Source organism: Candidatus Enterococcus avicola (genome assembly GCF_047470845.1).
Classification (GTDB): domain Bacteria; phylum Bacillota; class Bacilli; order Lactobacillales; family Enterococcaceae; genus Enterococcus_D; species Enterococcus_D casseliflavus.
In genome coordinates this window covers 338,635-355,921 of the sequence record NZ_JBLGTY010000001.1, presented here as the reverse complement: position 1 = coordinate 355,921, position 17,287 = coordinate 338,635, and the positions used below count along the sequence as shown (strand labels likewise).

Genomic DNA, 17,287 nt, shown 5'->3' with positions numbered 1-17,287 from the left:
TAATTTTATAATCATTTTTTGCATCTCTGTGTGAAAAAAAGAAAAACACTGATATAGTGCCGTTTATAACAATTTTCTTCACCAAATCTAGCATTTTATTCTCTTTTCTTCTATAAAAAATACGCCAAAAACCTGCTTTATTTATGTAAAATGTGCTTTTCCTATGAAAAACAGCAGCGAGCGTCCTCCCTGCTGTTTTGCTCTACCTTGATTCAATATCGATATATTCGCGATCGCTGGACACTTCTTTATAGGCGGGGCGCATGATTTTTTGTGCGTTAACCAGCTCTTCGATCCGATGGGCGGACCAACCAACGATCCGTGCAATAGCAAACATTGGTGTATACAGTTCTTCTGGTAGATCCAACATGTTATAAACAAACCCGCTGAAAAAGTCGATATTGGCACTGACTCCTTTGTAGATTTTGCGCTTTTCATTGATGACTTGAGGAGCAATACGTTCCACCATCGTATACAATTGATATTCTTGCCAAGCTTCTGATCCTTTTTCTTGCGCCAGCTTTGCCACATAATTTTTAAAAATCGCCGCACGGGGGTCGTTGTCGCTATATACCGCGTGGCCCATGCCATAAATCAAGCCTTTACGGTCAAACGCCTCTTTATCTAAGACTGCTTCCAAATAGCTGCGGATCGACTGTTCATCAGTAAGGTCAGCAACGTTGCGCTTCAAATCCCCCATCATTTCCGTCACTTTGATATTGGCGCCACCGTGTTTAGGTCCTTTCAAAGAACCTAGTGCTGCGGCAATCGTTGAATAGGTATCCGTCCCACTGGAGGTAACCACTCGTGTCGTAAAGGTCGAATTATTCCCGCCGCCATGTTCCATATGCAAAACGAGCGCCATATCCAATGTTTGGGCTTCTTGGAAGCTATATTCTTTCGTTGGGCGCAGCATAGTCAAAATCGTTTCAGCTGTACTCAACTCTTCGGTCGGGCGGTGGATATACATACTCTCCCCTTGATTGTAATGATTGTAGGCATGATAGCCGTAGATTGCCAAGAGCGGAAAGACACTGATCAGCATCAGACTTTGTTCCAATACATTTTCAATGCTGATGTCATCTGCTTGTGGATCATAACTTGCCAGTGTCAAGATACTGCGAGATAAACTATTCATGATATCAGAAGAAGGTGCTTTCATAATGACGTCACGAACAAAATTGGTCGGCAAAGTACGTTTTTCTGCTAATAGGCAATGAAACGCCGCAAGATCTGTTTTATTTGGCAGTTCGCCAAAAAGTAATAAATATGCAACTTCTTCAAAGCCAAAGCGTTTTTCATTGACGAAGCCTGCAACTAACTCGTTGATGTCAATCCCGCGATAACGCAGTTCGCCACAAGCCTCGATCGGTTTTCCGGCAATGATTTTTTCTGGATAAATAGTCGAGATTGTCGTTAATCCAGCTAATACACCAGTTCCATTCAAATCCCTCAGTCCACGCTTAACGTCATATTCTGAATAAAGATTCACATCGATCAAATTGTATTTCTCACATCGCGATGCCAGATATGCCATTTTCTCTTTCTTTTCTAATCTTTCCACGGTGATGTTACCTCCAATCTTTCTCCGAACCAGCTACTTTAATGTTATTTAACCGTATACAAACATCGTTAAAATAACCATCCGATAGAATCGCTGCTTTTTAACAAACTTTCACACATTATAGCATGATGTTGAGAAAATGAAATATTTTTCATAAATTTAATTGATTTTTTAAATTATCAACGTATAATTATTCCTAATAAGTACGATTATCTTCGTAAAAGGAGGATTCTTATGAAGTGGCAAACTCAATTAACCGTCAATGACACGCAATACACGTATATTGACTTAGCGAAAATCACCCAATCTTTAGGAGCTGATTTATCTCGCTTGCCCTACTCCATTCGAGTTTTATTGGAAAGTGTTGCTCGTCATCAAGACGAGGAAATTACAGAGGATTATTTACCATTTTTAGCGAATTGGCAGGCAGAAATCCCTACTGGCGTCGTGCCATTCAAACCAGAGCGGGTCGTCTTGCAAGACTTTACAGGGGTACCGGCAGTCGTTGATTTGGCTGCCATGCGGGATGCGATGGTCGCTTTAGGCGGTGCCGCAGAAGACATCAATCCTGAGATCCCCGTCACACTCGTCGTCGACCACTCTGTGCAAGTCGATCAAGCTGGTACGCCTGGGGCGATCGCTTTTAATACGGAGCGGGAATTTGAACGCAACGCAGAACGCTATCAATTCTTGAAATGGGCGCAAGGTTCTTTCGACAATTTCGAAGTCGTTCCGCCTGAAACAGGGATCATTCATCAAGTTAACATTGAATCATTGTCTGATGTGATCTTGCAAAAAACACACGAAGACCAACGACTACTGTTTCCTGATACATTGCAAGGAACCGATTCTCACACCACGATGATCAACGGTTTGGGGGTCCTCGGTTGGGGGGTTGGCGGTATTGAAGCGGAAGCTGCGATTCTTGGCGAGCCTTCTTTCTTCCCTACACCTGAAGTCATTGGAGTGAAGTTTATCAACGAGATGCCTGCAGGTACCACCGCTACCGATTTAGCACTAAAAGTAACTGAAGTGCTGCGAATCGAAAAAGTGGTTGGAAAATTTGTCGAATATTTTGGTCCGGGCTATCGTCATTTAAGTTTAGCTGATCGAGCAACGCTAGCAAACATGGCTCCCGAATATGGTGCGACTTGCGGCTTTTGTCCGATCGATCAAGAGACCTTGAACTACTTAGCAACGACCGGTCGCTCCACCAAGCTGATCGAACTCGTTGCCGCTTACGCCAAAGCCAACCATTTCTTTTATGATGAAACGACCGTGCCGACCTATACTAAGACGATCACCATTGATCTAGCAGAAGTTCAGCCGGCATTAGCGGGCCCAAAACGCCCGCAAGATCGGATTTTGCTTCCGGCGGTCCATCATGATTTTGAGCAATCTGTCACGGCAGCCGTTGGTCCTAAGGGCTTTGGTCTTTCGGAGGATGAATGGCAAAAAGAAGCCAGCGTTACTTGGCCAGATGCTGCACCTGACAAATTAGCGACCGGCGATATCGTTTTGGCGGCAATCACTAGCTGTACGAATACTAGCAATCCTTTCGTCATGCTCTCTGCAGGCTTATTGGCCAAAAAGGCCGTTGAAAAAGGTCTGACTGTTCCGCGTACGGTCAAAACCTCCCTTGCACCTGGCTCCCAGATCGTGACCACCTATTTGCAAAACAGTGGTTTATTGCCGTATTTAGAGCAACTCGGCTTTTATTTAGTGGGCTACGGTTGTACTACCTGTATCGGAAATTCCGGTCCTTTAAAAGCGCCGGTCGCTGAAGCAATTGAGGCAGAAAATCTATTGGTAGCATCGGTTCTGTCAGGCAATCGGAATTTTGAAGGAAGAATCCATCCACAGATCAAAGCCAATTATTTGGCTTCACCGCCGTTAGTAGTTGCCTATGCGATTGCTGGCAGCATTCGCAAAGATCTGACAAAAGAACCATTAGCTATCGTCAATGATGAGCCGGTGTATTTGTCTGATATTTGGCCTAGCAATGAAGAAGTCAATGCTTACGTTCAAGAATACGTCGGACCAGAAGCATTTCGCGCTGCCTATGAGCATCTTTTTGATGCCAATGAACGCTGGAATGCGATCGAAACCACCACGAGCGCATGTTATGAATGGGAGGAACATTCCACTTACATTGCTCATCCACCCTACTTTGAAACATTGACCAAAGAATTGCCTAAACCAGATGTCTTAGCCGATCTGAAAGTCTTGGCAAAATTGGGTGATTCGGTCACCACTGACCATATTTCTCCTGCTGGCAGCATCAGTATGGATTCTGCAGCTGGAAAATTTTTACAAGAAAAAGAGGTTCCGTATCGTGAATTCAATTCCTTTGGTTCGCGGCGCGGCAATCATCAGATTATGATGCGGGGGACTTTCGGCAACATACGTCTGCAAAACCAGCTGGTTCCTGGCAGCACTGGCAGTGTCACGCATTATTTTCCAACTGGGGAAACTTTGTCGATATTTGACGCCGCTATGAATTACCAAAAAGCTGGTCAAAGCTGTATCATTTTAGCCGGTAAAGATTATGGCATGGGTTCTTCTCGCGACTGGGCCGCCAAAGGAACACAATTGTTAGGCGTTAAAGTCGTTTTAGCAGAAAGCTTCGAACGGATCCATCGCAGCAATTTGGTCATGATGGGGATCATTCCTCTTGAATATCTGGCTGGTGAAAGTGCCGCCTCGTTTGATTTGGACGGCAGCGAAGCATTCTCGATCGCTTTGCCAGAAGAGCCAGTGGTCAAGCAGCTGATCGAAGTCACTGCGCAACGGACCGACGGAAAGACTGTTTCCTTTATGACCCGCCTGCGCTTTGATGCCCCTGCAGATATTCGCTATTGGAAGCATCAAGGAATTTTGCCAATGGTCATTCGAAAAAAAGCGGAATTAGGAGGAGCTGCCCATGTCTAACCAAACAACCCATCAAGCAACGACTATCACCATTCCTTACATTGCAGGAGATGGCATCGGTGCCGAGATTTGGCAGGCTGCGCAACCTGTGATTGATGCAGCTGTGAATAAAGCTTATGACAATCAGCGCCACATCGAATGGCTAGAAGTTTTAGCTGGAGAAGCCGCCTTTGAACAGACGGGGGAATGGCTGCCGCAAGCAACCATCGATACGATCAAGGCCCAGCAATACGCCTTAAAAGGACCGTTGACTACCCCAATTGGCGAGGGCTTTCGCTCCTTGAATGTCACCTTGCGGCAAACGCTGGATCTTTATGTCTGTGTCAGACCTGTTCGCTATTTTACAGGAGTCCCTTCGCCTTTAAAACAGCCAGAAAAAACCGATATGGTGATCTTTCGAGAAAATACTGAAGATGTTTATGCTGGCATTGAATTTGCCAAAGACGACGACGCAACACAGCGTTTGATCCAGACACTGCAAGCAGACTTTGCCGTCAAGGCGATTCGTTTTCCTAAAACTGCCGCTATTGGCATCAAGCCGATCTCTTTAGAAGGCAGTCAGCGCTTGATCGCTGCTGCCATTGAGTATGCGATCGCTCAAAAGCGGCCCACGGTGACACTGGTGCATAAAGGCAATATCATGAAGTTTACAGAAGGCGGATTTAAAAACTGGGGCTATCAGCTTGCAGAGACCACGTATGCCGCCCAGTGTTTTACAATGAATCAATACAACAAAATCAAAGCAGAAAACGGCTCAAAAGCAGCCGAAGCCGCCCTTGCCTCGGCAAAAGCGGCTGGGAAAATCGTTGTTAACGACGTGATCGCCGACAACTTTTTACAACAGATCCTTTTGTATCCAGAAAAATTCGACGTCATTGCCACTTGTAATTTAAACGGCGACTACATCTCTGATGCACTGGCTGCACAAGTTGGCGGCATCGGGATCGCCCCCGGCGCCAATATCAACTACGATACCGGAGCAGCCATCTTTGAAGCTACCCACGGAACGGCACCGGATATCGCAGGACTTGGCAAAGCCAATCCTTGTTCCCTGTTGCTATCGGCGTGCATGCTATTAGAACATTTGAACTGGCCGGAAGCTGCTGCGATACTGACGCAAGCCATTGAACAAGCCTTGCAAAGTCAGCACGTCACTGCCGACTTCGCACAGTTGATGCCAGAAGCGGTCTGTTTAACGACACAAGCGTTTGGTGAACACCTCCTTCAGCTCATCCATTCGTAAACTCAAGCTGTGATTGAGTCGGCATTCGCCTGCTCAATCACAGCTTGATTGCGTTTCCACCTTCTGAGAAACTATACTTAGAGCATGAAAGGGGGAATTCATTTATGAGTGAATTCAACATGAGAAAAATTGGTCAGCAGATCGCTACCAAACGCAAAGAAAAAAATCTGACCCAAAGCAACTTGGCAGACCAGTTACTCGTCAGCTATCAGGCGGTCAGTAATTGGGAGCGGGGCAACTCACTGCCGGACATTGAAAAATTGCCGCAGCTAGCAGCGATTTTAGACTTATCCATCGATGAGCTGTTAGGGAAGCCAGCAGCTGCGGTTCAACATTATCAAGCAGGAACCGCACAGCCAGAAGAAATCGCCGAACTAGCTCCGCTGATCAAACCGCAAGAATTGTCGGCATTGATTCAAGAAGAGCCGTTTCAAGAAACTTCTTTAGACCTAGACTTATTGCCTAGACTAGCACCTCATTTGACCAGCGCCGACTTACAACACCTGTTAAATGGCGCCGAGAATATCCCAGAAGATATCCTGGAAGAACTCTTGCCGTTTTTGAAAAAGCCCCAAATAGAAGAGCTCCTTACAGGCAACCACTATTCCATGGCTTTTTGGGAAGAGGCGGCGCCCTTTTTAACCCCCAACTTTTTGGCGGGAGAAATCAAAGGTTGGCTTGAAACCCCTGACTTTCGCTTTTCTGAGATTGAAGAACTGTTGCCCTTTTTACCTGCACCGTATCTGGATGAGCTCCTGCTGACCGCCCTGGAACAGCCAAACGTTGTCGCTTCAGAGCGCTTATCTTATGATGAAATCGAAGAACTGCTGCCTTTTCTGACAGAAGCAACGATCTGCCGGCTTGTTCAAGCACTGCCCTTCTCAACAGATGAGTTGGAAGAAATCGCTCCTTTCCTCTCCTCAAAGAACTTACTTGTCCTATTAAAAAAAGGACACTAAAAAAACAAGATTCTTCTTTACTTTTGGTAAACCACCGTTTATAATTTCGTTAACCAAATAAATCATTTTTCAGGTTAACGAAATTATTATGAGAGAGAAGGATTCGATGAAATTATCATTACGTGAACAAATCCATGCCGCATTATTTGCGATCATTATTGCTGGTCTTTCCCAATTGACGATTCCGTTAGGTTTGATCCCATTGACAGGACAAACCTTTGCGATCGGCCTGGCGGTGACTTTCCTTGGCACGCGAACAGGAACGATGGCGATCATCATCTACTTGCTGTTAGGATTGATCGGTTTGCCCGTTTTCGCTGGTTTTTCCAGCGGTATCGGTGTTTTGTTAGGACCAACCGGAGGCTATTTAGTCGGCTTCCTCTTTAACGGATTGCTTACTGGATTGGTCGTAGAAAAAACGGCGTTTCGCTACACAGGAGCAGTGATCGGCAATATTGTCGGTGCGCTGGCAACTTTGTTGTTTGGTACATTATGGCTGAAATGGAGCACGGGCATGGCATGGCCGGCTGCTTTTAACGGTGGTTTTGTTTTGTTTATTATCCCCGGGATCATCAAAGCCGTTGCCGCAGCTTATCTAGGTATCTTTTTAAGAAACCGCTTGGCGCAACCATTGGCTTTGCGTTAATAAAAAACACTCGCGTCATATGCAGCGATTCCCATCAGTTAGCTTTTTCGTCTAACTTTTGGAAATCGCCGCATCACGCGAGTGTTCTTTTTTAGTTGTCGATCTCTTCAATCGACAACTGCGGCCAAATTTTCTGCCACAGCTTGATCGCTTGGCGTTGTCGGTAAACCGCAAGGTACTGTTCATTTTGGGCGAAATGCGGTGTTGGCCGCACCCGAAAACTGCAAACATCCTGCCAACCAAAAGGCGCCATCAATTCAAGCTTACCTTGATTCATTCGTGCCGCCACCGCTGTACAACGCTCTGGAAATTTCGTTAAAGCATCGAAGGTACTTGTATAAGGCGGCTCCTCGGCAAAATTGTGCTGGTGCATCACCGCTTGATTTCGAACCTCCCAAGGAAATTTGGGAAACGAACGGCGCAGTTGCGCTTCGATCGCTGCTGTTTCTTCTATGCTTACAGTCGGATCATAAAACACGACATCAATATCGGTCAGCGGCACCTCCGCTATTTTTCCGCTGAGAAATCCCCATAAATAATTCCGCAGGTACCCAGCACACAGCCAGCAATCCGGCAGCTGCAACGCTTCAATGATCGTAAGCAGTTGTCGACATTCACGATTTTTTGCAAGCAAGTGCTGGATCGCTTGTTCCTTCATTGGCGTCCTCCTCTAATGGGCTCATTATTTCAAGGTCCAACCACCGTCGATGGGCACGATCGCCCCCTGCAAGTAACTAGCTTGCGGACTGGCAAGAAAAAGGGTCAGTGCTGCAACTTCTTCTGGTTGCGCCCAACGCTTGACTGGCGTCTCTTCTGCCACCCATTGCGCCATTTTCCCGTCACCGGCAAAATCAGCCGCAGTCATCGGCGTTCGAATCGCACCTGGCGCGATGCCCTTCACCGAGATCCCTTGATCTGCAACATCCAATGCCAACTGTTTGGTAAACCCGACGATCGCGTGTTTTGCGGTTGTATAAGCGATCCCACCTCCACCTGCGACCATTCCAGCGATCGACGCCATATTAATGATCGTTCCGCCGCCATTGGCTTGCATCAGTGGCAAGATTTCTTTCGTTAAATAAAACATGCTGGAGACATTGGTTTGAAATATCTCCTCCCACTCCATTGAGGTCGTCTCAGCGATCGTATGATAGCCGTCAAGTTTCCCAGCTGTATTTAACAAGACCGTAATACCGCCAAAGTGCGTCACACAAGCTTGGACCGCTGCAAAACAATTTTCTTTCACCGCTAAGTCACAACACGTGCCGAAAAAGCGGGGTTGGGCTAAAAGCGTATCGGGAAACGATTGGCAGTCAACCCCAAATACTTGGGCGCCTTCTGCAAGAAACGCCTCTGCTTGTGCTTTGCCGATGCCTGAAGCAGCACCTGTGACAAACACAATCGTTTTGTCATTGATCCACGGTGCTGTCATTCCACAATTTTCCAATCTTCCGCAAGAATGTCGCAAACAGTCGGTGCGAAACTCGAGAATCCTTCATCTGCTGTTTTGATCAAAAAGTAAGGGGTGACTGGTGCATTGTCGTACACTTCTCCTTCAACGAATGTCACATAAAGTTCAAAGCCACCCCAACCTTCACGAATGATTTTTTTGCCGGCTTTTAATTCTGGTAAGATTTCTTCAAATGTCATGATTTTTCTCCTTTGTGTGTTTCTTTTGTGTTTTAAATTGCGTGGGAATTCAATTACGAAAACAAGCAGGACTCGTTTGCTGCGCTAATACGGCAGCAGCGTGATCGCTTGCGCCAATTCCTCTACAAGATGCGCCGTTTTATAGTCCTCAAATGCCTCATGATGGTTTCGCAGCAGCGTCCGAACTTTCGTTGGCGAATATGCTTCTGCTAAGTGGTTTTCCAAAACGAAGCGTCGGGTCAACTGCCATTCATAATAGTAGCCGAAGGGACGGCAATAGTAGCTGGTTCCCGCAAGCTCTTTTTTCTCAAAGCGTCGATGGGTATGCCCAAAGACGACTGCCCGCACATTGGCGTACTGATCGATCACTGCGCCAAAATCAGGCGACCCCAAAAACGCATTTAGGTGGTTCCAGCGGGCGTACTTGCCGGTCTGCCGCACAATAAACGCTTCTTGAGGCACAAAATGGGTAGAAAGAAGAATTTCTTGGTCTTGCGGCAAATGGGCCAATGTTTCCGCTAAACGCTCATTGATGGCTTGGCTGATTTCCTTATCCGATCCCTTTCGTTGAATCATGCGGTCATACCAAAACAGATTTTTCAGCCGCAAGATCTCAGCTTCACTGGTCAAATCAGAATATTGGTAGTCATACCAGCCATTGATTCCCAACAGCAGTGTTTTTTCTGATAAGCGATACGTCTGAAAATTAAGAAAGGCGGGATCATCGAAAGCCTCGATCTCTTGTTCCGTCAAGTCCACCATTTCATGATTGCCCCAGTGAAAGGTTGTTGGCATCTGTCGACTTTGAAAAAATGCGACCACGTCTAATAGCCGTTGCTTTTTATTCGCCACATCTCCTGCCAGATGCAGATGGGTCACCTGATTTTGCTGCAAATAATCAGCGATCAGCTGCAGATGGGGGGCGAATAATTGGTTGATATCGACGTGCAAGTCGCTAATAACCGCCAGCGTGCCCATATCAGCGGCCTGCCGTCTGCTTTTCGATCCGTAACAATTGAACATCATTTGCTAAGATCCCGCTATTTCCCACCAATTGCAACCGTTGATAGGTCGGTTCCACCTGCATCCGAGTCTGTTCTTCTAAATACACCTGAGCCCCTTGCTTCAACCAAATCGTGCCTAAGGGTGTCGTTAAAGGGGTGTCGTAGATCGCCAATCCTTCTTCTGGATAGCTCTGCGGCACGATGATCAGGCGAAAATGGATGTCCAAACGGCAGGTGATCTCCGTTGCAGGAAACGGACCGACGCCGTCTTCAAAATCCAAATAGAGACGATCATCTGGCTGCACATAAGGGGTTATTTTTTCAATTGCTGCTGGCTCAATGTTCAGTTCCATGACGAGAGCCCTCCTTTACATGATACGTTTTTTCCATTCCTCTAGGGTGATGCCGCGCGTGACTTCATCGATGATTTCTTCACCCGATTTGCGGGCAGCTGGGATCGTTGCTTCCAATTTCATCCCAATTTTCTCCATGACCCGTCCAGACTTGGGATTTCGAGCATCATGTCGAGCAAAAATTCGAATCAATTCGAGTGTTTCAAAACCGAAATGCAGCAGTGCCATTGCCGCTTCTGGCATGATCCCTTGTCCCCAATAATCGCGACTTAATGTATAACCGAGCTCAGCGATCTCTTTTTCTGATTCTACTCGCAAATCGATGGTCCCAATCATTTTGCCTGAGTCTTTTTCTTCGATCGCATATTTTCCTAAGGGTGCAGCAACAAAATACTCGGCGATGCGTAGTTTTGTTTCTTCAACCGACCCATGTCTAGCAAAGACGAAGGTCGTCGTTTCTTCATCATTTGCATAGGCAAACATGTCCGCTGCATCTGCCAAGGAAACAGGACGCAAGAGCAGCCTCGGTGTCTCCAACTGCTGATTTTCTGCTAATAATAGCAAATGTCGTTCTTTTGTTGTCATAGGATCCCTACTTTCTATCAAAACTCTCTCACGATCGCACCCCTCTTTTGCTATTTGCTGGATATGCTATAATAAGCATAAGTAAACGCTTTGAGGAGGATACTTCAATGTCAGACGAATTAGAAAAACGCCTTGATACAGGAATGTATGGGACGCCTCGCGTCAACCCAGATGAACAGCGCAAGTATTTAGGCACGTTTCGTGAACGGTGTTATCTTAGTATGACAGTAACAGAAATGAAGAAGAAGGACAACCAGAAAACGCTCTTGAACGCCTTACCAGATTATCAAGGAGCGCTCGTGTTGCTTAACGGAAAATTGCCAGAATCGATCCAGACCGATTACATCACTTTACTGACTCAACAACAGATGGAATTTCGGATCGTCTCCGATGCACAAGATGCCGGTCCAGACAGTATCGGCTTGCTGATTGCCGGGAAAGAAGCCGTCAATCAAGACGTCATCGATATCGAACAAAAATACCCTGCAGCTACTACGCAATCGGATAAAGAGCACGAACAACCAGAGAAAACGTCATTTTGGAAACGTCTTTTCCATTAAAAGGAGGAACTATCATGGAACAATCAACACCGCCCTACCTTTCATTAAAGAAAGAACTGCTTGATGCTTTGGATCTGCATATCGATTTGTTGAAAACGGCCCCTACGATCGAATCGAGCCATCTGGATGGCGTATTGTTCATGATGCGCAGCTTGGGTTTTATGCTGGATCGCGCTCCGAAAGTACTCCTACTGGAGGATCAGAATGAAATGAACTTTATGATGTTTCAATATTATAGCCTCCTATCGGAACTGAAGTACAATCTCGTTTTAAACTTTCCCTATGCCTCGATTCAAGGCGTACCGTTATTGACCTTGATCCAACGTTTTCCTACCACGTATGAAAAAGAAATGAAACAATGGTGGGAAGCCCGAACAGGTCTCAAGGTGGAAGAAACAAAACAAACGATTGAGATCGCTGCTTTTGAATCCTAATAAAAAAGACTGCACACTTTCGAAGGGAATCACCTTCCAGAGTGTGCAGTTCTTTGCTCTCTGAGCTTCCATCAGCTTTCGAAGACTTCAGGGAACAACAGTCGTAAAACAGACATAGTTAAGCGTCGGCCTTTCCCGCTGTATGGATAAACGTGCATATGCATCGCTGGGTTGAAATTGGCTTCAATGATTCCATAAGCCCCCGGTTCATTGGCTGGCTTGGTTTTATCTGGAATAATCAGATCGATTCCGCTGATAGATGCTTGTAATGCGGCTACCGCATCGACTGCTACTTGTTTGTAGTCATCGTTGAAGTCATCCGTTACATCGATAGAATCACCGCCAGTACTGATATTCGAGTTTTCTCGCAAATAAACGATCTGCCCCTCTTCTGGCACTGAATCAACTTGATACCCTTGCTCTTTTAACATCAGTTGTTCCAGTTCCCCTAATTGAATCAACTCTAATGGAGTCCGATGATGGGTGCCGCGCAATGGATCGAGATTTTTCTCTGCGACGAGTTCCGTGATCGTGCGCTTGCCGTCACCCACGACATTGGCTGGGATACGTAATAAAATCGCATCAACTCGCCCATCGATCACGAAGAACCGATATTCCGTCCCTGATAAAAAGGTCTCAACGAGGATCGAATCATCTTCCGCAAAGGCAATGGCGACCGCCGCCCGATAATCCGCTAAAGAAGCACCTTCTTTGAAAATCGAGATACCAATCCCATAGTTGGTGGTTTTCGGTTTTACCACAAACCCGCTGTGGGCGATCTGAGGATAAAACGCGATCGCTTCTTCTGCCGAAGCGAATTCAGCGCCACCTGGTACATGAAAGCCATTTTCGGCTAAGATTTTTTTGGTGACCGTTTTATTCGCCATGATCAATGGGACGATGTACTGATCCTTACTGGTCATATTGGCATTTTTAACATATTCAACGTGGTCTTTCACGGCTAATTTCAAGAACTGATCCGTTTCATCCAGTACCGTCACTTCGATACCTTTTTGGATCGCATCGAACAAGAGAATCTGGGTCGACAATTCCATTGCTCGAAAACCAGCCAATTGATACGGTTTTTCCCAAGCAGCATGATGATACTTTTGTCCCAGCAATGTTGCTGTCTGCGCTTGGCTGGTTGCTTGACTCGCTGAGAAAAGACGTCCAGCGAAGGTTCTTTCTGGTTCAGCCAGCATCTCAGAAAGCTGATCCAAAAATGGCGGATGCGGCAGCTCAAGGGCTTGGGCAAAGTCCATCATTTCAGCAATCAGTGCTTGCGCTTCTTGCTGATAAGTCGATGGCGCTAAGGGATGCTCTAATGCCACCTGATCATTTTTCTGATTGCCTTCTTCGATCCACGCATCGGCATCGTTGCCTTCTTCTTTTGTACTTAAAAACAATAAGAAGAAATGTAAGAACGCGACTTGCTCTTTGGAAATGCCATAGCGGGCAAAGGGATCGATATCGATATTTCTTAACTCAATATAACGGATACCAGCTGAGGCTAGATCTGCGACCCGTTTTCCCCCACGTAAACGCACTGGCGCATAAAATTCTTTTTCTTCTGAAAGCTTTCCTGTCTCCACTAATTTGGCAATATCTGCAAGATAGGTCTCTAACGAAGCATAAGATACCTTGACGTCTTCGTGATTCGTGTAGCCATAACGGCTATTGCGAATACTGCGGACTGGTTCTTGCGGTCCGTTTTCTGTCGTAAAATAATTGGCTTCTGAAGCAGGGGTCGCCCCAAAGAAATACGTCAAAAACCAGCGATAATGCAAATAATTGCGAGTTACTTTTAAATAAAGCGCCGTTTTAAAGTCTTGATAGCTTTCATTCGTTTCAGATAAAGCATACAGTTGCTGCAAAAAGTCTTCCGCAAATTCAAAATTGAAATGTATCCCACTGACCATTTGCTTACGGCGACCATACGTTTTGGCCAAATAGCGGCGGTAGAGCACATCTTCAAATTGGTCTAATTTTGCAATGACGATGTCTTCTTCTTTTTCTGGTAAAGCTGGTGGCATGCTCAAAGGCCAGAGCATTTCTTCTGCTGCCATTGAACGATATGCCACATCGTGGATGGCCCCTAAGAAACGGAACAATTCATCCACTGAATCCGCGACCGGCGTGATCAGTTCCAGTTGATTTTCCGCAAAATCCGTTTGGATATAGGGATGGAAGCGACGATTACCTAGCTTTTCAGGATGATTCGTTCCAGCAAAGGTTCCGTCTAATCGTACCCGCTGTGCTTCTCGCTCAATCCCGTAACGCCCTTTCAATAAATAAGGAAAAAGCTCTTTATGTGATAATAATGTTTTTATTTTCATGCGAATGCCCTCTATGTTCTTCTACTAGATTTTTTCTTATAATCTGTTTCTTTCCATCCATTATAGTGAAAAATGGCGAAAAAAGCAGGAATTTGCTCTTCACTTGTAGTATCTCTGAATAAAATTACCAAGAATTTATAAAATACTTGAATAAATTTGATATTTACCTTCAAAATAAAGTATACTGCTTATAGAACAGTAAAATATTATGTCCATATTACTCTTTTTTGAAAGGAAGAATAGTGAATGAAGCCACTTAATCTTACCAAACGTGAACGTCAAATCATGAATATCTTTTGGAATTCAGACAAACCTCTTTCTGCAAATGACATTGCTGTCCAACAGCAAGATCTAAGCAAGAATACCATTCAAGCAGTCGTACGTAAACTAAAAAACCACGACTTATTGAAAGTAGCAGATATCGGCTACAGCGGTACTGTTTTGACTCGGTTGTATTCTCCGAATGTGACCCAAGAAGACTTCTTAGCAGCAGAGTTGTCTGATCAATCGTTATTGAATTTGATTACGAACTTTATCGAAACCAATAAAGATATCGATACGTTGAACAACTTAGAAAAAATGATCATCGAGCGCCAAGGGGAGCTAAAAAAATAATTATTTGTAGCTGAGCTTTTCATTTTATTCTATCTGATACTTCCCAGACTTTAGAAGAACGAAAAATGTTAGCCACTCAAAAAAAATCGTTTTATGCTTTAAGGCAAATTCGTACATCGCTGTATCCGTATTTGACCTAGCTAAACATTGTAACCTTTCCGCCCCAGATTGATCGGCAATAGCTGAACGGCAAATCGTTTGCTATTGCCTTCATTTGAAATAAAAGCAACAATAAAGGAGAGCCATGTGCAGGTATTTTACCTGACACAGGGCTCTTCTTTTTTATTCCTTGATCAAGCCTTTGAATAAGCCGACAACAAATTCATTTGGATCAAATGGCTCTAAATCATTGATGCCTTCTCCAAGTCCCACTAATTTGACTGGCAGCCGTAGCTCGTTACGGATCGCCAAGACGATCCCCCCTTTGGCTGTTCCATCAAGTTTCGTTAAGACGAGACCAGAAACATCCGTCGTTTCTTTAAATTGTTTTGCTTGATTCATGGCGTTTTGACCCGTTGTTGCATCCAACACAAGCAGGACTTCATGAGGGGCCGTTGGGTCCACTCGCTGAATGATCCGTTTGATTTTTTCTAATTCGTTCATCAAATTGACTTTGTTTTGCAAACGACCAGCTGTATCTACTAATAAAACGTCAGCATTTTCTCGTTTTGCGCGCTCCATCGCATCAAACACGACCGCTGCTGGATCGCCTCCGGCATTGCCACGAACGACTTCAACACCAGCCCGTTCACCCCAGACCACTAATTGATCGATGGCACCGGCACGGAAAGTATCCGCTGCAGCCAATAAGACTTTCTTGCCTTCGGCTTTGAATTGGTGGGCTAATTTCCCGATACTGGTGGTTTTTCCAACACCGTTCACGCCAACAAATAAAATGACGGTCAACCCCGGCTGCATATTCAATTCGTTGACTTCACCGACACCCGCTTCCCCATACAGGTCAACTAATTTCTCGATGATGACATTTTGGACATCCGCTGTTTTCTTTACATTACGTAGTTTGACTTCTTGTCTCAATGCATCCGCGATCTTCATCGCCGCATCAAAGCCAACATCTGCACCGATCAACGTTTCTTCCACTTCTTCGAAGAAGTCTTCGTCCACCGTACGGAAATTGGCGAACAATTCGTTCATCCGTTGCCCAAAGGTTTTTCGTGATTTCGTCAATCCTTTGGTATATTTGTCCTGCACACTTTCCGTCTCTGGCGCTGGTTGAAGGATTGGTTCAGAAGCTGGTGCATCCTCTGATGGTGTGTTTTCGGTCACTTCTACTGGAACACTTGGTGCTTCTTCTCCTTTATTCGCTACCGTTGCTTCTTGCTGTGGGGACGCTTCGGCAGTTTCTTGCTCTGCCTTCAAATCACTGGCGTCGGCGGCAGCTGTAGGTGCCACTGCTTCTGAAGCTTCTTGTTCAGCAGGTGTTTGTGCTGGCTGGCTTTCTTCTGAAGGCTGATTCTCTGGTGAATCAGCATCAACGACTGGTTTGTCGGCTTCTTGCTCTACTTCTTTGGTTTCTCCAATCAGCGCTTTTTTGATTTTGTCAAAAAATCCCATCTTACGCACCTCCTTTTAAGACATATTCTTCAATCACTGCTGCCACACCGTCTTCTTGGTTTGAAACCGTGACAACGTCAGCCGCTTCTTTAATGATTGGCACGGCATTGGCCATCGCTACGCCAATCCCTGCATAGCGAATCATTGGCAAGTCATTTTCTTCATCACCGATCGCCATCACTTCTTCTTGCTTGATTCCTAAATCTTGCGCCAATAGGCTGATACCATAGGCTTTGGTGATTCCTTTAGGCATAAATTCTAACAGGTTATTTCGGCTTTTGATGATTTCATATTTCTCGCGGATCTCTGAGGAAATCTCAGGGATCTTAGGATCCAAGACTTCCTGATGGTAGGCGATCACCGCTTTATTATAGAGCATCGATTCATCCAGATCAGCTACGGCAAAAGGACGACAATCCAACAAAGGGTTCAACGAGCCATAAATCGATGGATGCGCTGCTGAAGTCGGTAAACTCAAGACAATCTCTTCTGATACCACGTCTAGAGGCAAATTCAAGTCTTCCGCCACTGAAACCAATTCATGGATATCTGCCAGCTGCATCGCTGCTTTTTCAATGATCTCGCCAGTCTCATTTTTTTGAACCAAACCGCCGTTAAAGGTGATGCTATAGTCGCCGGGTTCTTTCAGCGATAATTCTTCTAAATAGGGACGGATCGCCCGCAATGGACGTCCGGTACAAATGACGATTTTTACGCCTTGTGCTTTGGCACGAGCAAGTACCTCTTTGTTGCGAGGAGTCACTTCTTTTTTCTCATTCAATAACGTTCCGTCTAAATCGATCGCAATCAGTTTAATCATATCATTCCTCCT

The 17,287-nt window shown here is 45.4% G+C and carries 17 protein-coding genes; 7 read left to right on the top strand and 10 right to left on the bottom strand.

All coding sequences use genetic code 11. The features are described 5' to 3' along the window. Positions 1–202 precede the first annotated feature (202 nt). The gene (locus tag ACI3E5_RS01715; protein ID WP_288308763.1) at positions 203–1,564 is read right to left on the bottom strand and encodes a citrate/2-methylcitrate synthase; all 1,362 of its coding nucleotides are present in this window, start codon (positions 1,562–1,564) and stop codon (positions 203–205) included. Between the two features lie 234 nt (positions 1,565–1,798). Here ACI3E5_RS01715 and acnA point away from each other — a divergent pair, with 234 nt between their 5' ends. The 4 genes from acnA to ACI3E5_RS01695 all read left to right on the top strand — a co-directional run bounded on the left by acnA (position 1,799) and on the right by ACI3E5_RS01695 (position 7,343). Continuing rightward, positions 1,799–4,495 (top strand): aconitate hydratase AcnA, encoded by a 2,697-nt coding sequence (gene acnA / locus ACI3E5_RS01710; protein WP_086293802.1) that lies wholly within the window; start codon positions 1,799–1,801, stop codon positions 4,493–4,495. Then, a complete protein-coding gene (gene icd / locus ACI3E5_RS01705) occupies positions 4,488–5,738 on the top strand; it encodes an NADP-dependent isocitrate dehydrogenase (RefSeq protein WP_288308219.1) in 1,251 nt (416 codons plus the stop codon). The genes acnA and icd overlap by 8 nt, the downstream gene beginning before the upstream one ends. A 104-nt stretch (positions 5,739–5,842) precedes the next feature. Then, positions 5,843–6,697 carry a helix-turn-helix domain-containing protein gene (locus tag ACI3E5_RS01700; protein ID WP_086293798.1) on the top strand — a complete coding sequence of 285 codons (855 nt, stop codon included), beginning with the start codon at positions 5,843–5,845 and terminating at the stop codon, positions 6,695–6,697. Positions 6,698–6,803: 106 nt separating this feature from the next. Continuing rightward, complete coding sequence (locus ACI3E5_RS01695; protein ID WP_086293796.1) at positions 6,804–7,343, top strand: biotin transporter BioY; 540 nt, start codon at positions 6,804–6,806, stop codon at positions 7,341–7,343. Positions 7,344–7,434: 91 nt separating this feature from the next. On the opposite strand, the gene ACI3E5_RS01690 is transcribed toward ACI3E5_RS01695, so the two are convergent. The 6 genes from ACI3E5_RS01690 to ACI3E5_RS01665 all read right to left on the bottom strand — a co-directional run bounded on the left by ACI3E5_RS01690 (position 7,435) and on the right by ACI3E5_RS01665 (position 10,935). Then, on the bottom strand, positions 7,435–8,001 hold the full coding sequence (locus ACI3E5_RS01690; protein WP_498820728.1) for a nucleotidyltransferase family protein: 567 nt from the start codon (positions 7,999–8,001) through the stop codon (positions 7,435–7,437). Positions 8,002–8,025: 24 nt separating this feature from the next. Then, positions 8,026–8,775, bottom strand: a complete 750-nt coding sequence (locus ACI3E5_RS01685) for a 3-oxoacyl-ACP reductase (RefSeq protein ID WP_498820727.1) — start codon at positions 8,773–8,775, stop codon at positions 8,026–8,028. After that, entirely contained in the window at positions 8,772–8,993 is a 222-nt protein-coding gene (locus tag ACI3E5_RS01680; protein ID WP_005227147.1) for a DUF2829 domain-containing protein, read from the bottom strand. Before ACI3E5_RS01680 ends, ACI3E5_RS01685 begins: the two co-directional genes overlap by 4 nt. 84 nt (positions 8,994–9,077) lie before the next feature. Beyond that, complete coding sequence (locus ACI3E5_RS01675) at positions 9,078–9,971, bottom strand: metallophosphoesterase (protein WP_086293791.1); 894 nt, start codon at positions 9,969–9,971, stop codon at positions 9,078–9,080. Position 9,972: 1 nt separating this feature from the next. Then, a complete protein-coding gene (locus ACI3E5_RS01670; RefSeq protein WP_005227145.1) occupies positions 9,973–10,350 on the bottom strand; it encodes an iron-sulfur cluster biosynthesis family protein in 378 nt (125 codons plus the stop codon). 15 nt (positions 10,351–10,365) lie between these two features. Beyond that, positions 10,366–10,935 carry a GNAT family N-acetyltransferase gene (locus ACI3E5_RS01665; RefSeq protein WP_077453888.1) on the bottom strand — a complete coding sequence of 190 codons (570 nt, stop codon included), beginning with the start codon at positions 10,933–10,935 and terminating at the stop codon, positions 10,366–10,368. Positions 10,936–11,042: 107 nt separating this feature from the next. Here ACI3E5_RS01665 and ACI3E5_RS01660 point away from each other — a divergent pair, with 107 nt between their 5' ends. Together ACI3E5_RS01660 and ACI3E5_RS01655 are read left to right on the top strand one after the other, a co-directional pair. Then, complete coding sequence (locus ACI3E5_RS01660) at positions 11,043–11,495, top strand: YueI family protein (RefSeq protein ID WP_086293789.1); 453 nt, start codon at positions 11,043–11,045, stop codon at positions 11,493–11,495. 14 nt (positions 11,496–11,509) lie between these two features. Next, positions 11,510–11,929: a hypothetical protein gene (locus ACI3E5_RS01655; RefSeq protein WP_005232469.1), complete on the top strand. Its 420-nt coding sequence runs from the start codon at positions 11,510–11,512 to the stop codon at positions 11,927–11,929. A 71-nt stretch (positions 11,930–12,000) separates the two neighbouring features. On the opposite strand, the gene gshAB is transcribed toward ACI3E5_RS01655, so the two are convergent. After that, positions 12,001–14,265: a bifunctional glutamate--cysteine ligase GshA/glutathione synthetase GshB gene (gshAB, locus tag ACI3E5_RS01650; RefSeq protein WP_086293787.1), complete on the bottom strand. Its 2,265-nt coding sequence runs from the start codon at positions 14,263–14,265 to the stop codon at positions 12,001–12,003. 246 nt (positions 14,266–14,511) lie between these two features. On the opposite strand from gshAB, the gene ACI3E5_RS01645 reads away from it, so the two are divergent. Next, positions 14,512–14,880 carry a BlaI/MecI/CopY family transcriptional regulator gene (locus ACI3E5_RS01645; protein WP_077453891.1) on the top strand — a complete coding sequence of 123 codons (369 nt, stop codon included), beginning with the start codon at positions 14,512–14,514 and terminating at the stop codon, positions 14,878–14,880. A gap of 282 nt (positions 14,881–15,162) precedes the next feature. Here ACI3E5_RS01645 and ftsY read toward each other — a convergent pair whose 3' ends face one another. Next, entirely contained in the window at positions 15,163–16,455 is a 1,293-nt protein-coding gene (gene ftsY, locus ACI3E5_RS01640; protein WP_201705654.1) for a signal recognition particle-docking protein FtsY, read from the bottom strand. A 1-nt stretch (position 16,456) separates the two neighbouring features. Next, positions 16,457–17,275: a Cof-type HAD-IIB family hydrolase gene (locus ACI3E5_RS01635; RefSeq protein ID WP_086293783.1), complete on the bottom strand. Its 819-nt coding sequence runs from the start codon at positions 17,273–17,275 to the stop codon at positions 16,457–16,459. Positions 17,276–17,287 lie beyond the last annotated feature (12 nt).

Bases quoted from the DNA above. Each gene is read 5' to 3' on its own strand.
- ACI3E5_RS01685 (WP_498820727.1), bottom strand. From the start codon at position 8,775: ATGACAGCACCGTGGATCAATGACAAAACGATTGTGTTTGTCACAGGT.
- ACI3E5_RS01655 (WP_005232469.1), top strand. From the start codon at position 11,510: ATGGAACAATCAACACCGCCCTACCTTTCATTAAAGAAAGAACTGCTT.
- ACI3E5_RS01665 (WP_077453888.1), bottom strand. From the start codon at position 10,935: ATGACAACAAAAGAACGACATTTGCTATTATTAGCAGAAAATCAGCAG.
- acnA (WP_086293802.1), top strand. From the start codon at position 1,799: ATGAAGTGGCAAACTCAATTAACCGTCAATGACACGCAATACACGTAT.
- gshAB (WP_086293787.1), bottom strand. From the start codon at position 14,265: ATGAAAATAAAAACATTATTATCACATAAAGAGCTTTTTCCTTATTTA.
- ACI3E5_RS01700 (WP_086293798.1), top strand. From the start codon at position 5,843: ATGAGTGAATTCAACATGAGAAAAATTGGTCAGCAGATCGCTACCAAA.
- ftsY (WP_201705654.1), bottom strand. From the start codon at position 16,455: ATGGGATTTTTTGACAAAATCAAAAAAGCGCTGATTGGAGAAACCAAA.
- icd (WP_288308219.1), top strand. From the start codon at position 4,488: ATGTCTAACCAAACAACCCATCAAGCAACGACTATCACCATTCCTTAC.
- ACI3E5_RS01675 (WP_086293791.1), bottom strand. From the start codon at position 9,971: ATGGGCACGCTGGCGGTTATTAGCGACTTGCACGTCGATATCAACCAA.
- ACI3E5_RS01695 (WP_086293796.1), top strand. From the start codon at position 6,804: ATGAAATTATCATTACGTGAACAAATCCATGCCGCATTATTTGCGATC.
- ACI3E5_RS01645 (WP_077453891.1), top strand. From the start codon at position 14,512: ATGAAGCCACTTAATCTTACCAAACGTGAACGTCAAATCATGAATATC.
- ACI3E5_RS01680 (WP_005227147.1), bottom strand. From the start codon at position 8,993: ATGACATTTGAAGAAATCTTACCAGAATTAAAAGCCGGCAAAAAAATC.
- ACI3E5_RS01635 (WP_086293783.1), bottom strand. From the start codon at position 17,275: ATGATTAAACTGATTGCGATCGATTTAGACGGAACGTTATTGAATGAG.
- ACI3E5_RS01690 (WP_498820728.1), bottom strand. From the start codon at position 8,001: ATGAAGGAACAAGCGATCCAGCACTTGCTTGCAAAAAATCGTGAATGT.
- ACI3E5_RS01670 (WP_005227145.1), bottom strand. From the start codon at position 10,350: ATGGAACTGAACATTGAGCCAGCAGCAATTGAAAAAATAACCCCTTAT.
- ACI3E5_RS01660 (WP_086293789.1), top strand. From the start codon at position 11,043: ATGTCAGACGAATTAGAAAAACGCCTTGATACAGGAATGTATGGGACG.